General features: G+C 71.4%; 15 protein-coding genes. 4 read left to right on the top strand and 11 right to left on the bottom strand.

All coding sequences use genetic code 11. From position 1 onward, the window contains the following. The first annotated feature begins 87 nt into the window (after positions 1 to 87). Positions 88 to 279: a hypothetical protein gene (locus ACFYV5_RS18875; protein ID WP_355104575.1), complete on the top strand. Its 192-nt coding sequence runs from the start codon at positions 88 to 90 to the stop codon at positions 277 to 279. Between the two features lie 118 nt (positions 280 to 397). On the opposite strand, the gene ACFYV5_RS18870 is transcribed toward ACFYV5_RS18875, so the two are convergent. From ACFYV5_RS18870 to ACFYV5_RS18840, 7 genes are all read right to left on the bottom strand, one after another. Further along, positions 398 to 1,450, bottom strand: coding sequence for a LuxR C-terminal-related transcriptional regulator (locus tag ACFYV5_RS18870; RefSeq protein ID WP_355104577.1), 1,053 nt, complete (start codon positions 1,448 to 1,450; stop codon positions 398 to 400). A gap of 96 nt (positions 1,451 to 1,546) precedes the next feature. Next, entirely contained in the window at positions 1,547 to 2,584 is a 1,038-nt protein-coding gene (locus tag ACFYV5_RS18865; RefSeq protein WP_389169531.1) for a LuxR C-terminal-related transcriptional regulator, read from the bottom strand. Between the two features lie 98 nt (positions 2,585 to 2,682). After that, complete coding sequence (locus ACFYV5_RS18860; RefSeq protein WP_389169528.1) at positions 2,683 to 3,123, bottom strand: Fur family transcriptional regulator; 441 nt, start codon at positions 3,121 to 3,123, stop codon at positions 2,683 to 2,685. Positions 3,124 to 3,207: 84 nt separating this feature from the next. Further along, complete coding sequence (locus ACFYV5_RS18855) at positions 3,208 to 4,050, bottom strand: class I SAM-dependent methyltransferase (protein WP_389169525.1); 843 nt, start codon at positions 4,048 to 4,050, stop codon at positions 3,208 to 3,210. 197 nt (positions 4,051 to 4,247) lie between these two features. Beyond that, positions 4,248 to 4,727, bottom strand: coding sequence for a GNAT family N-acetyltransferase (locus ACFYV5_RS18850; protein WP_389169522.1), 480 nt, complete (start codon positions 4,725 to 4,727; stop codon positions 4,248 to 4,250). Positions 4,728 to 4,853: 126 nt separating this feature from the next. Then, a complete protein-coding gene (locus ACFYV5_RS18845; protein ID WP_355104587.1) occupies positions 4,854 to 5,765 on the bottom strand; it encodes a M56 family metallopeptidase in 912 nt (303 codons plus the stop codon). Beyond that, complete coding sequence (locus ACFYV5_RS18840) at positions 5,762 to 6,139, bottom strand: BlaI/MecI/CopY family transcriptional regulator (protein ID WP_355104589.1); 378 nt, start codon at positions 6,137 to 6,139, stop codon at positions 5,762 to 5,764. The genes ACFYV5_RS18845 and ACFYV5_RS18840 overlap by 4 nt, the downstream gene beginning before the upstream one ends. Positions 6,140 to 6,223: 84 nt before the next feature. Between ACFYV5_RS18840 and ACFYV5_RS18835 the strand changes: the two genes are divergently transcribed. Beyond that, a complete protein-coding gene (locus ACFYV5_RS18835) occupies positions 6,224 to 6,379 on the top strand; it encodes a hypothetical protein (RefSeq protein WP_355104591.1) in 156 nt (51 codons plus the stop codon). Positions 6,380 to 6,407: 28 nt separating this feature from the next. On the opposite strand, the gene ACFYV5_RS18830 is transcribed toward ACFYV5_RS18835, so the two are convergent. From ACFYV5_RS18830 to ACFYV5_RS18820, 3 genes are all read right to left on the bottom strand, one after another. After that, complete coding sequence (locus ACFYV5_RS18830; protein WP_137994181.1) at positions 6,408 to 6,689, bottom strand: metal-sensitive transcriptional regulator; 282 nt, start codon at positions 6,687 to 6,689, stop codon at positions 6,408 to 6,410. A 29-nt stretch (positions 6,690 to 6,718) separates the two neighbouring features. Further along, positions 6,719 to 8,938: a heavy metal translocating P-type ATPase gene (locus ACFYV5_RS18825; protein WP_389169992.1), complete on the bottom strand. Its 2,220-nt coding sequence runs from the start codon at positions 8,936 to 8,938 to the stop codon at positions 6,719 to 6,721. 167 nt (positions 8,939 to 9,105) lie between these two features. Then, positions 9,106 to 9,390, bottom strand: a complete 285-nt coding sequence (locus ACFYV5_RS18820; protein ID WP_355104595.1) for a cation transporter — start codon at positions 9,388 to 9,390, stop codon at positions 9,106 to 9,108. A 162-nt stretch (positions 9,391 to 9,552) separates the two neighbouring features. On the opposite strand from ACFYV5_RS18820, the gene ACFYV5_RS18815 reads away from it, so the two are divergent. After that, positions 9,553 to 10,518 carry a hypothetical protein gene (locus ACFYV5_RS18815; protein ID WP_389169516.1) on the top strand — a complete coding sequence of 322 codons (966 nt, stop codon included), beginning with the start codon at positions 9,553 to 9,555 and terminating at the stop codon, positions 10,516 to 10,518. Positions 10,519 to 10,569: 51 nt separating this feature from the next. Further along, positions 10,570 to 11,265: a copper homeostasis protein CutC gene (locus ACFYV5_RS18810; RefSeq protein ID WP_389169513.1), complete on the top strand. Its 696-nt coding sequence runs from the start codon at positions 10,570 to 10,572 to the stop codon at positions 11,263 to 11,265. Between the two features lie 75 nt (positions 11,266 to 11,340). Here the strand turns inward: ACFYV5_RS18810 and ACFYV5_RS18805 are convergent, their stop codons facing one another. Next, on the bottom strand, positions 11,341 to 13,668 hold the full coding sequence (locus ACFYV5_RS18805) for an LPXTG cell wall anchor domain-containing protein (RefSeq protein ID WP_389169510.1): 2,328 nt from the start codon (positions 13,666 to 13,668) through the stop codon (positions 11,341 to 11,343). Positions 13,669 to 13,730: the final 62 nt, after the last annotated feature.

Here is a 13,730-nt window from a genome sequence, read left to right as displayed (position 1 = left end):
CGGGCCAATATGGAGATGTCTTCAGGGAGCGCCCGGCGGCACGGGCCCCCGGAAGGCGGAATTCACATTCCCACTCCTGGAGGAATCATGTCTGCTGCGCGTCACGCCGGTATCCGCAAGATCGTCCGCCAGTTCGCCCTCGCCATGGTGGCCTGTACGGCCGTCGCCGGCGGCGCCTCGCTGGTCGCCACCCCGCAGAGCGCCCCCGCCCAGCTCCACCAGCAGGCGGACGGGACGAACGACGACTGGCCGGTGCCCTCCCCGGCGCCCACCAACTGATCCGGCAAGAAGCTGAATTCAGCTGGGGAGTCAGCGGTAATCAGCTGGAAACAGAGGAGCCCCGCAATCGCCCGAAGGCGATCGGCGGGGCTCTTTTCGTTTCCGGCGCCGGAGGAACTCAGTCCACCCAGCCCATGCGCAGCGCACGCACGCCGGCCTCGAAACGGCTCGTCGCCCCTAATTCCTGCATGAGTTCCGAGAGCATGCGGCTGACCGTGCGCAGCGAGACCCCGAGGTTCCGGGCGATCTTCTCGTCCTTCATCCCCGTCGCGAGCATCTGCAGCGCCGCCCGCTGCTGCTCGGAGAGGCCGTCGCCGCCCCGGTCGGCCGCCGTGTCGTCCCCGTAGGGGGAGGCGGTGTGCCAGCAGTGCTCGTACAGGCTCAGATACGAGCGGACGAGGACGCGGCCGCGGGCCAGGATGGCGCCCTCGCGGGGGGCCTCCGGGCGGAGCGGCACCACGGCGTACTGCTCGTCGGCGATGACCATGTTCATCGGCACGACGGACGCGATGCGCACCTCCACCCCGAGCTCGACCCGGCGGTTCAGCAGGTCCGTGTGCTCCGGCCGGGCGGCGTCCCGGCTGTGGTAGATCGCGCGGACCCGCACCCCGTTGTCGATCTTCCGCCGGTCGCGGTCGAGGATCCGCTCCGGGATCGCCCGGGTGGGGCCGCTCGGATACATCGAGCAGGAGCTCTCCTGCACGACGTCGACGATGTCCTCCAGGGCCTGCTGGATCCGCCGGTAGTCGGTGATCGCCTCCACCGCGATCCCGGAGCGCGTCAGCGACCCGGCCCGCAGGAAGGTTCCGGCGAGCGTCTCCAGCGTGCTGTACGCCTTGTCGGCCTCGGCCAGGTGCTCCCGCAGCCGCTCGCGCTCCCGGTCGAGCAGGCGCAGCAGGGCGATCTCGGGATCGACCGCGGCCACCGTGTCCGTGTCCGGCTGCCAGTTGGCGTCCCGCACGTCGGAGATCGTGGCGTGCGCCCTGGTCGTCGGGACGATGAGGCCGAGCGAGGTGAGTTCCTCGCGACATCGCTCGTACTCCTCCGGCGCGAGCCGCACGCTCGCGCACGCCTCCCGGAAACTGGACACCCCGCGTCTGCGCAGTTCCTGATAGAGGGTCAGGGCCGCTCCGACGGCCTCCTCGTTCATGCCGTCGCTCACCGTGGCCATGGCGAAGTGACCCCCCTCGTCGCTCCGAGTCGCCCCCGCCTCACCCTGTCACACGGCGCGGCGAGCGGTCGTCGGTCGATCTTGTCCGTGCCGTCGTCACCCTAACTCGGCGTCCCGTTCGCGTAGTTCCCCGTCCAGCAGACCGAGCCGGGCCGCCTTCACCCCGGCCTCGAAGCGGCTCGCCGCGTCCAGCTCCTGCATCACCTCGGAGATCAGCCGGCTGACCGTCCGCAGCGACACCCCCAGGTTCTTCGCGATCTGGTCGTCCTTGATGCCCGAGGCGAGCATCTGGAGCGCGACCCGCTGCTGCTCGGACAGTCCGTCGCCGCCGTGCGTCTCCGTCGCCTCGTCGCCATAGGCGGTGGCCGCGTGCCAGCAGTACTCGAAGAGCGCGCGGTAGGAGCGGACCAGGCCGGGGCCGCGGGCCAGGATCGCGGCCGAGTCCGGATCGTGCGGATCGGTGGGCAGCAGGGCGAAGTTCTCGTCCGCGAGGACCATGTTCATCGGGACGACGGGGGAGAAGCGGAGCTCCACCCCGAGCGCGGCCCGCGCCTCCAGGTGCTGCGCCATCTCCGGTACGGCGCTGATGCGGCGGCTGTACATGGCGCGGACGCGCACCCCGCGGGCGATCCTGTGACGGTCGCGCTCCAGCTCCTCGGCCATGTCCTCGCGCCGTACGGAACCGGTGTGCATCACGTGCAGGGAGCTCTCCACGGTGTCGGTGAGCCCGGCCAGTTCGCGGCGCACGCGCGCGGCGTCGGCGACGATCTCGACCTCGACCTCGGAGCGCGGGGCGTCGGAGGTCCGGAGGAAGGGGCCCGCCAGGGTCGCCAGGCTGGTCTGCGCGCGGCTCGTCTCGGCGAGCCGGCTCTCCAGCCGGTCGCGCTCGTACTGCAGGAGGCGGACCAGGGCGACATCGGGGTCGACGACCGCGTCCGCCGTGCACTCGGCCGGTTCGATCAGGCCCAGGGTGGCGAGTTCGCCACGACATCGCTCGCGCTCGTCGGCGGAGAGGTCGAGCCCGTCGGCGACCTCGTCGAAGGCGTGGGCGGAGACGGGGCGGGCCCGGAGTTCGAGATAGACGGCGAGAGCCTGATCGCTTCCCGTACGCGTCCCGGTGGCGTTTTTCGACACAGCGCAGCAGACTCCCCTCGGATCCCTGCGGATCCCGTTGAATCGCCCCGCTAGACCCTGCCACAAAATCGAACGCGACGCACGGTGTTCAATCGGCCTCAGCCTGACGCGGAAGCCTGCGCGCAGTCGGGGCACAGCCCCTTGAAGACGACCTCGGCGTCGGTGGTCTGCCAGTCGGGAAGGCTGCCGCGGGGCGGGGTGGGCGCCTTGGCCTCGACGTTCTCCACACGGCCGCACTGCACACAGAGCGCGTGCTGGTGGGGCGGTCCGGAGATCTCGAAGACGGCCGGAAGGCCGGGGCGGTCGAACTTGCTGACCAGGCCCGTCTCCTGGAAGTGCCGGAGCATCTCGTACACCGCCTGGCTGGTGAGCGTGCCGAGACGCTCTCGGGCGGTGGTGGTGATGGCCTCGACGTCGAGGTGGCCGGCCGAGGCGAGCACCGTGAGCACCTCCAGGCGGGGGCCCGTGACGCGCAGGCCGACGTCGCGAAGGCGCTGGATCACCGCTTCGCGGCCCGTCAGCTCATCCACGACTGCCATCTTCTCCGCCTGGTCCTGGTCTGCCTGGTCCGCCTGGTCCGCTCAAACTTTTGCAGGCATCGTACCTCTTGCCCGTCCTTGATGTCAGTCGTCCGTACGACAGACCAGCAGCACGCTCTCGGTCCGTTCGTCGATGCGGTGCCGGCGCCGGCCCTCGATGTGCAGGCCGGCGGAGTGCAGTTCGGCCGCGAGGCTCTCGGGGTCGATGATCCACTTGTCGGTGGTCAGCACGGTCCGCTCGGTGGAGAGCTTCCCGGTCCTGGCGGCGTAGTACGTGATCCGCTCGCTCATCTCGCCGAGGTCGAAGACCTGCCGGGCGACCACCCACTCGTCGATCCCGTCGAAGCGCGGGACCTGGAAGGCCCAGGTCCGCCGTGGTTCGGCGACGAGTCCGGGGAGGAGGTGGGAGGTGTAGTCCAGGGCGAGGGCGCCGCCGGTGTCCAGGTGCGAGGCGATCTCGCGCAGCAGACCGGGGCGGGCCATCGGGGGGACGGCGGACACCATGGCGCCGGCGAGCAGCGCGAGGCGGTAGCTGCCGTGCAGGCGGAGTTCGGTGAGATCGGCGTGGGTGGTCACGATCAGCTCGGCGACCTGGGGGCCGATGCGGCTGGCCCAGGTCCGCAGCCGCTCCAGGGCGGCGGCGTCCCGGTCGACGGCCTCGACGGCGAAGCCGTGCCGGGCGAACGGGACGGCGAGCCGCCCGGCGCCGGAGCCGAGGTCGAGCACGGGGCCGTGGCCGCCGGTGGCGCGGGCGAGGCCGAGATAGCGGACGATGTCCGCGCTGTGGGGGCCGAGGAGGGCGTCGTGCAGCCAGACGGAGTCCTCGTCGCCGGGGGCGACGGACTCCAGCCCCGGGAGGGGGTCGGTGGTGAGGTCGTATCGGGACGGCAGGACCGGCGCGAGCGCGGCGCCGCTCTGTTTCTGCATCGCTCCTCCAGGGGCTCGCTCGGTCCATGCCGTCCGGGCGAGGATCCCGTGCCGCCGGGCCCGCGCCGCTGTGATCCATCCTGGAGGGGGGTGGCCCGCCGGGGCCAGCGGATCGCACGGCGTGAACACGCGATGGCGTTCATCTGCCAAGGCGCGACCACCGGGTGGCGGGCCCGTCCCGCCACCAGAGGCGGACGTCAGAGCGGGCGGCTCAGGCGGGTTGGGGTCAGGGGGGTGAAGCCCCGCTTGTCGTAGAAGGGGAGCGACGGGTCGGCCTCCAGTGGGAGGCTCACCCGCTGTTCGGCCGCCCCGTACCCCCGCATGCGGTCCGTCGCCGCCGCCAGCAGCGCCGACCCCACGCCCCGCCGTCGCGATCCCTCCGCCACCGCCAGCGCGTACAGCTCACCCTCGCCCGGGACCGGCACCCCGCCCGCCGCCGCGCCGACGACGGCGCCCTCCGCGTCGGTGGCCACCAGCCAGCCGAGCCAGCCCGGCGCGCCGCCGGGAATTTCAATTTCCGCGCGTATACGGGGAAGTGCGCATTGCGTGGAGACGAGTCGGCGCACGGGGATTTCACCGAGTATTCCGTCATAGCTGCCTCGAATGGCGTCGGCCAGCAGCCTGGATATCGTCGTCGCGTCCCCGGCCGCAGCCGTCCGCACGTCAGCCAGCTGCATTGGTTCGTACCCTTCGATGTGCCGAGCCTGAGCGCCAACATACCCACAATAGCCGGGAATTCAGAGTGATGTGACCGTTGCGAAATCTACGAATTCACTTAGTAATTACGTAGTGAATCGAGTCAATTAGCTGGAGAAGGAACAGCAGGCGATGATCAGCGGCGCCACCGCGAGACCCGCCGCCGCGATCGTCGACAGGCCCCGCAGCACCGGATGCCCCGCACTGTGCGGAGTGAGGATCCGCCGCATCCGCAGCGCCGCCGACGGGCCGCCCGCCGCGAACGCCACGCGCGGCGCCTGCCCCGATGCCAGGGCGTACAGCGCCGTGGCCAGCGCGTCGCGCGTGCAGCGCCGCAACGCCCGGTCGTCCGCCGTCATTTCGAGCAGCAGCGGTACGGCCGCCCCGCCGTGCCGTGCCAGGGGAAGCCGCGGGAACACCGCCGCGAACGCCTCCGCCGCCGCCACCAGCAGATGGTGGCGCCCGGTGATGTGGGCCCGCTCGTGCGCGAGCGCCGCCGCCAACTGGGCGTCGGTGAGCGTGTCCACGGCCCCCGAGGAGACCACGACCCGGCGGGTGCGCCCCGGGAGGCAGTACACCGCCGGCCGCGCGTGGTCGAGCACGGTCGCCCGCAGAGCCGGGTCGTACCGTCCGACCAGTCGCAGGACCCCCGCGTGCCGCAGCCTCGCCCGCCTCGCCCGTACCAGCTCCCGCGCGTACCCGACGGCGGGCAGCGCGAGCACCGTGAGGGCCAGGGCGAGGGCCAGGTATTCGCGGCCGGTGGGGTCGAGGAGCCGCTCCAGGGCCGGGAAGCGGAGCCCGAGATAGACATCGCTCAGCCGGTGGCTGGTGTCCGCCGGCAGGACGAGATGGGCGGGCAGCAGCGCGGCCGACGCGGCGAACACCGCGCCGCTCACCGCCCACACCGCCAGCGCGAGCCGGGGCACCTGCTGGGTCCAGCGCGCCCGGACCAGCAGCCAGGGGACCAGGAGCCCCGAGGAGAGGGCGAGTCCGAGCGGCGGCAGGAGGTGGTGGTTCACCCTGTCTCGCCGCCCTGGGGGCGGCGGGCGGACCGGAGCGCCGCGTCCAGGGCCCGCATGTCCTCGTCGGAGATGGTCTCCACGAAGCGCAGGAGGGCGGCCGGCCGGTCCGCGCTGTCGACGAGGGCGTCCTGCATCAGGGCCGCGGTGTACTCCTCGCGGCTGCGGACCGGTTCGTACAGCCAGGCCCGGCCCGCCTTCTCGCGGCGGAGCCAGCCCTTGCGGTGGAGGATGTCCGCCACCGTCATCACCGTCGTGTAGGCGACCCGCCGCCCCAGATTTATGTCGTCGACGATCTCGCGGACCGTGGCGGGCCGTTGCCAGGCCCACAGTCGGTCCATGATCTCGGCCTCCAGCTCACCCAGCCGGCGCACGCGCATCCCCTCCCCCTACGGGCCCGCCCATCGTACGGGCCGCTCCACCCGCGAAGGTATACCCCCCAGGGGTACGATGTCCGGATGTCGATCCCCATGAAGAACCGCCCCTGCGCGAAGGTCTGCGGCCCCGGTCTGCCCGGTTCGGTGGAGCTGACGCTCCTCCGTCAGGTGCTCGGGCTCTGTCTTCGCCTGAGCGTCCGACTGTCCGCCGACTGCCCTTCGCACAAGGGCGGTTGATCCCCTCACGTGGCCCCCTCAAGGAGGCTTACGTCCTGATCAGCCGGGCGATGGCCTTCGATGCCTCGCCCACCTTCACCTTCGCCTGGTCCCCGCCCTGGGCGATCGCCTCGGTGACACAGCAGCTGAGGTGCTCGTCCAGGAGGGCCACGGCGCAGGACTGGAGGGCCGCGTTGATGGCCGAGACCTGGGTCAGCACGTCGATGCAGTAGACGTCCTCGTCCACCATCCGCTGCACCCCCCGGACCTGCCCCTCGATGCGCCGCAGGCGCCTGATGATGTCTTCCTTGTGCTGTACGTAACCGGCCACGGCGGCCTCCTCGGATGTCCGCAGGGATGTCAGCGGTCGGCGGCCTGGAAACCGCGCAGGCGCAGGCTGTTGCCGACCACGAAGACCGAGGAGAAGGCCATGGCGGCCCCCGCGATCATCGGGTTGAGCAGTCCGGCCGCGGCGAGCGGCAGGGCGGCCACGTTGTAGGCGAAGGCCCAGAACAGGTTCGAGCGGATCGTGCCGAGCGTCTTGCGGGAGAGCCGGATGGCGTCGGCCGCGGCCCGCAGGTCCCCTCGTACGAGGGTCAGGTCGCCGGCCTCGATGGCGGCGTCCGTACCCGTACCCATCGCCAGGCCCAGGTCGGCCTGGGCGAGCGCGGCGGCGTCGTTGACGCCGTCGCCGACCATGGCGACCGAACGGCCCTCGCCCTGCAGGCGCTTGACGACGTCGACCTTGTCCTGCGGCATGACCTCGGCGATGACCTCGTCGATGCCGACCTCGGCGGCGACGGACTCGGCCACGGCCTTGTTGTCACCGGTCAGCAGGATCGGGGTCAGGCCGAGCGCGCGCAGCCGTCGGATGGCTTCGGGGCTGGTCTCCTTGATGGCGTCGGCCACCTCCAGGACCGCGCGGGCCTTGCCGTCCCAGGCGACCGCGATGGCCGTCTTGCCGGCCTTCTCGGCCTCGTCCTTCGCGGACTTCAGCGGCTGCGGCAGCTCCATCGCCCACTCTTCGAGGAGCTTCTCGCGGCCCACGAGGACCGCGTGGCCCTCGACGACGCCCTGCACACCCAGACCGGGAACGTTGGTGAAGTCCTCGGGGGTGGGGAGCGTACCGACCTTGGCGGCGGCGCCGGTGGCGACGGCCTGGGCGATGGGGTGCTCGGAGGAGTGCTCCAGGGCGCCCGCGAGACGCAGGACGTCGGTCTCGTCGGTGCCCTCGGCGGTGTGGACCTTGATGAGGGTCATCCGGCCGGTGGTGACGGTGCCGGTCTTGTCCAGGACGATGGTGTCGACCTTGCGGGTGGTCTCCAGGACCTCCGGGCCCTTGATGAGGATGCCGAGCTGCGCGCCGCGGCCGGTGCCGACCATGAGGGCGGTCGGGGTGGCAAGTCCCAGGGCGCACGGGCAGGCGATGATCAGGACGGCGACGGCGGCGGTGAAGGCGGCCGTCAGACCGGAGCCCGAGCCGAGCCAGAAGCCGAGGGTGCCGAGCGCGAGCGCGATCACGATGGGGACGAAGACCGCGGAGATCTTGTCGGCGAGGCGCTGCGCGGCGGCCTTGCCGTTCTGGGCGTCCTCGACCAGCTTGGCCATGCGGGCGAGCTGGGTGTCGGCGCCGACGCGGGTGGCCTCGACGACGAGCCGGCCGCCGGCGTTGAGCGTGGCGCCGGTGACGGAGTCGCCGACTCCGACCTCGACGGGGACGGACTCGCCGGTGAGCATGGAGGCGTCGACGGCGGAGGAGCCCTCGACGACGGTGCCGTCGGTGGCGATCTTCTCGCCAGGGCGGACCAGAAAGCGGTCCCCGACCTGGAGTTCGGCGGTCGGTACGGTGACCTCGCGGCCGTTCCTGAGGACCGTCACCTCCTTCGCGCCCAGCTGCATCAGCGCCTTGAGCGCCGCGCCCGCCTTGCGCTTGGAGCGGGCCTCGAAGTAGCGGCCGGCCAGGATGAAGGCGGTGACGCCGGCCGCGGCCTCCAGGTAGATGTTCCCGGCGCCGTCGGTGCGGGCGATCGTGAACTCGAAGGGGTGGGTCATCCCGGGCGTACCGGCGGTGCCGAAGAACAGCGCCCACAGCGACCACAGGAACGCGGCGATCGTGCCGACCGAGATCAGGGTGTCCATGGTGGCCGCGCCGTGCTTGGCATTGGTCCACGCGGCCCGGTGGAACGGCCAGGCGGCATAGACGACCACGGGCGCGGCGAGGGTGAGGCTCAGCCACTGCCAGTACTCGATCTGCAGCGCCGGGACCATGGCCATGGCGATGGTCGGGACGGCGAGGGCGACGGCGGTGATCAGCCGCTGCTTGAGGGGCCGCAGCTCCTCGTCGGCCTTCTCCTCGTCGGTGGGCCCTTCGTCGCCCGCGGCGGCCGTGCGCTCCGGCTGGGGCTCGGCGGCGGTGTAGCCGGTGGCCTCGACGGTCGCGATCAGGTCGGCGACCGAGATGTCGGCGTCCGCGTCGAAGGTGACCTTCGCCTTCTCGGTGGCGTAGTTGACGGTGGCCTCGACCCCGTCCATGCGGTTGAGCTTCTTCTCGATACGGGCCGCGCACGAGGCGCAGGTCATGCCGCCGATGGCGAGCTCGACCTGGGCGGCGCCGGGTGTCGTCGTGGTGGACAAGGTGCACCTCTTTCTGTGGAGACTCGTGGCGGCCGGCCCTGAAGCGGGAACTCGGGGGCCGGGGCCCATGGACGGACGGGCCCCGGCGGCCGGGGTGGGGCTCGGCCGGACGGTCAGGCCCGGCCGGTCAGCTCGTAGCCGGCGTCGTCGACGGCGGCGGCGATCGCGGCGTCGTCGGGCGCTCCGCCGGTCGTCACGGTCACCAGGCCGCCGGCGACGTCGACGTCCACGGAGATGACTCCGTCGAGCGCGCCGACCGAGGCGGTGATCGCGGTCTTGCAGTGTCCGCAGGTCATGCCGGACACGGCGTAGACGGTGGCGGTGCTGTCGGCGACGGCGGTGGTGGTGCCCTCCGCGGTGGTCGAGCAGCTGTTGTCAGGAGTACAGCAGGAACCCATGTCTTCCTCCTCGCTGGGTTGGATACCCTCGGGGGGTATCCGGCTGAGACCATGTATACCCCCCTGCCGTATCCGGCGCAAGCGTCTCCCCGACTTGACTTGATACCCCCCAGGGGTATGGTGAAGTGCATCGAACGGTTACTCACGTACGGGAGAGCTGCCATGAACACCGGTGTGAAGATCACTGCCTTCGCCGCCGCGCTCGCCGCGACCTTCGGGACCGCGTACGGGGTCGGCAAGGGCGTCGGACCCGTGGACGAGCCGGCGAAGGCCACGCACGGGGAGCACGCGGCGTCGAAGCCGGGGGCGGAATCCGGGGCGGGAGGCCACGCGGGCCATGGGGAGGGCGCGGCGAACGCCCCCGCGGCCGGCGGCCTCCAGGTCTCCGACGGCGGCTACACGCTGGCCATGGAGACGCCGAGGCCGGCCGCCGGCGCGAGCGTGCTGAAGTTCTCGATCAAGGACGCGGCCGGCCGGAAGGTCACCGCGTACACCACCGAGCACGGCAAGGAGCTGCACTTCATCGTGGCCTCGCGGGACCTCACGGTCTACCGCCACCTGCACCCCGTGCGCGCGGCCGACGGCACCTGGTCGACGCCGGTCGACCTGCCCACCGCGGGCGGGTACAAGGCCTTCGCCGACTTCAAGCCCGCGGGGAAGAACGCCAAGGGCGTGACCCTGGGCGTGGACCTGTCCGTACCGGGCGCGTACGCCCCGCAGCCGCTGCCGGCCGCCGCGCCGACCGCGACGGTCGACGGCTACCAGGTCGCGCTGGGCGGCACCCTCGCCCCCGGCAGGGCGGGCGAGCTGAAGCTGACGGTCAGCAGGGGCGGCAAGCCGGTCACCGACCTGGAGCCGTACCTCGGCGCGTACGGCCACCTCGTCGCCCTCCGCGACGGCGACCTCGCCTACCTCCACGTCCACCCGAACGAGGGCGGCCCCGGCCCGGACGTCTCCTTCACGGCGACGGCGCCCAGCGCGGGGACGTACCGTCTGTTCCTGGACTTCCAGCACGGCGGGAAGGTCCGGACGGCGGCCTTCACCGTGCACGCGGGTCCCGGCCACGCGACCGGTCCCGCGTCGACCGACAGCGCCGCGCACGATGCGGGAGGTCACTCGCACGGCTAGTCTGGTCATTGGACTAGACCTGTAGCCGTCATTCATGGAGGAATGGGCTCGATGAGCAAGCGTGCAGTCCTTGAGGTGATCGCCCTCGGCGCCGAGGACGCGGTCGCCGCCCAGGAGGGCGGGGCGGACCGCCTCGAGCTGGTCACGGACATGGCGGCGGACGGGCTGACGCCGTCACGGACCGGCTTCGAGGTGATCCGTGGCGCCGTGGACATCCCGCTGCGCGTGATGCTCAGGCTCGCCGACGGCTTTGCGGCCGGAGACATCGACGCGCTGGTGGCCCGTGCGTCCGACCTGCGGGAGGCGGGCGCGGAGGAGTTCGTGCTCGGTTTCCTGACGGCGGACGGGGACGCGGACCTGGTGGCGGTCGAGCGGCTGATCACCGTCCTGGACGGCTGCCGCTGGACCTTCCACCGGGCGATCGACCGCGCGGCGCACCGCGAGACCCTGCGCAAGCAGCTCGCGGACCTGCCGGGCCTCGACACCTACCTCACGGCGGGCGCGGCGACCGGCGTCGACGACGGCCTCGCCGTCCTCAAGGCCGAGGCGACGCGGGCGGCTTCGGGCGAGCCGGGCTACGAGCCGCAGATCCTGGTCGGCGGCGGCCTGCGCCTCGACCACCTCCCGGAACTCCGCTCGGCCGGCCTCACCGCCTTCCACATCGGCGGCGCGGCCCGCCCCCAGGGCTGGACGTCCCCGGTCTCACCGGACGCGGTCCGCGTCTGGCGCGAGGCGCTGGACGGGTAGGCGCGGAGGACGCGCAGACGACAAAGGGCGCCCCCTCCGAGGAGGGGGCGCCCTTTGTCGGGTGCCGGGGGTGGGTCAGTGCGCCGTGGAGTTCCTGCGGCGCTTCCACCAGATCACGGCTCCGCCGGCCGCGAGGAGGGCCGCTGCCAGACCGGCCACCGTGCCCACCCGTGTACCGGTGTCGGCGAGTCCGCCGTCCGCGCTGGGCGGCTGGGTGTGGCCGCCGTCGGTGGGCGCCGGGGTGGACGGGGCCGGGCTCGACGGGTCCGTCGGGGTGGGGGACGGGTCGGGCTTGCCGGTGCCGGTCGGCGTCGGCGTCGGCTCCGGCGTGGGGTCACCGGACGGCGTCACGTGGGTGCTGCCACCCAGAAGCTGCGTCCCGGTGTCGCGGTAGTCCCGCGGTGCGATCTTCGAGCGGTCGGTGACCTGCGGCAGGCGCGGGTTCTCGAGGTCGAAGCGCACCTTGGGGATGTTCTTCTTCGGCGCCTTGGAGAAGTCCACGCCGCCGACGCTGTACGTGTAGACGAGGCCGCCGTACTCGCGCTCGAACGAGTAGTCGCCCTCCCTGAAGGACTTCACGTACTTCTGGTAGACGTCGTTCTTGTCCCACTTCTCGCCGCGGATCGGCCAGCTCTTCACGTCGTTGCTGCCGATGATGCGGTGGTAGTCGCCGGCCTTCTTGCGGTCCTGCTGCATGACCCACTCGGCCGCCACCCGGGAGGTGTAGACCCGGCGCAGGTCGGCGTAGATCGGCTCGTCGCTCTTGTTGATCTTCTCTTCGATCTTGGGAATGACGTACTGCTCGATCAGGCGGTGGTTGTGCTGGATCTGCGCCTCGGTGAGGTGGCACTTCTCACCCGGGACGGGGGCGCTGAACTCCTGTGGCACGGACTTGACCTTCAGCGGGGCGTCGAGGATGTAGATGCCGCCGTCCTGCTCGCGCACCTGCGCGGGCTTCGGCTCGATCCAGTTCCGCACACTGTGCAGGCACGGGGCGCCGTCCACGCGGGTGAGGGAGTCCCAGACCCGGGCCGCGTCCGCGTCCTTGGGGTTCAGGAACGCCGCGTAGTCGTGCTTCATCTGGAGGTCGGCCTCCAGGAGCACCCGTCCGGCGTCGGTGGTGCCGAACTTCTCCTCCATGACCCGGTTCGGCTCGTCCGGGTTGAGGTTCACCCAGAACTTCTCCGGGGTGAGCGCCATCCACGTGAAGAACGAGTCCGAGACGAGCTGGGCCTTCTCCTCGCCTCCGAAGGAGGGGTTCTCGTCCGCGTCCGGGTTGATCCCGGCCTTGTACGAGTAGTCCAGGCCCTTGCCATCGACGGGGGTGCCGACGTAGCGCAGCTCGAGGGTGGAGAAGTCGACGCCGCCGGGGCCGCGCATACGCTGCGAGGCGTTCCCGTCGGCGCGTTCGGCCGCGGCGACGCGGCGGGCCTGCTCCCGGTTCTTCGGGGAGCCGTTGGCCGTCCGGTCCGCGGCGCCGTTGGCGGAGCAGATGCCGCCCGCGGCCGCGAGGTTCATGGTGCCGGTGCGCGGGGTCTGGCAGGCGGGGTTCAGGCTGCCGGAGGGCTTGTTGTAGCCGGTGTTGTTGTTGTACTTCGGCTGGGGCGTCGCGGTGTGCTTGTAATTGCCGATCTTCCCCTTGCCGTCGGCGTCGACTTCGGCGAGCTTCCGCTTCGTGGCTTCGTCGGGCTCCTCGCCGAAGATGTAGACGACCTTCCAGCCCCGGCTGGCGAGGGCCTTGTCGACGTGGATCTCCTTGTAGTCGAAGCGCCCTCCCGCCTTGTACTCGTAGATCGTCTTGGTCCTGGGGTTGACCGCGTCGAACCGTCGGTCCTTGTTCGGGAACTTGTCGCCGAGTTCCTTCTTCAGCTCCTCGTGCAGCTTCTTGTCGATGCCCTTGAGCGAGCCCTGGCACAGCCAGTCCGGGCCGGCCAGCTTGTAGTGCCGGGTGACCTGGCGCTCGAACTGGGCGCCTCGCTTGCCGTTGCCTTCGAGGCGGATGACTCCCTTCAGCCACCCGTCGAAGTCGGCCCGTGGCCACCGCTTCGACGCGTCAGTGTTCGCCTGGTTGCGGTTCCAGCGTGCGTAGATCTGCTTGTGGCGGTCGTTCGGCCACTTTTTGGGGTCCTTGCCGTAGCTTTCCAACTCCCTCTGACTCGCCGGAAGCTGGAGCCCGTCGTAGCCGAGGGACGGGTTGTCGTAGTCGTAGACGTACTGCTCGGCGTTCGGGGTGGCGTCCCGGCCGTTGGAGCCGGGCAGGCTGCCGGCCGGCGGCGGCGTGTCCGGGAGGCCGTACTTCTGGTCGCAACGGTTACGAGGCGCGGCCGTGGCGTCCTGGGCGTCCAGGAAAGGCAGTCCACCGGCGAGGAGCCCGGCGCTGACCGCGATGACCGACGCGCGCACGCCGAAGCGTGTACGTATGCGGGTGAGATGACTCAACTGGGTTCCCTGGGGGCAGGGAGGAG

This window comes from Streptomyces sp. NPDC003035, assembly GCF_042888285.1.
In the GTDB taxonomy this organism is placed as follows: Bacteria; Actinomycetota; Actinomycetes; order Streptomycetales; family Streptomycetaceae; genus Streptomyces.
This window is presented reverse-complemented; position numbering and strand designations above follow the sequence as displayed.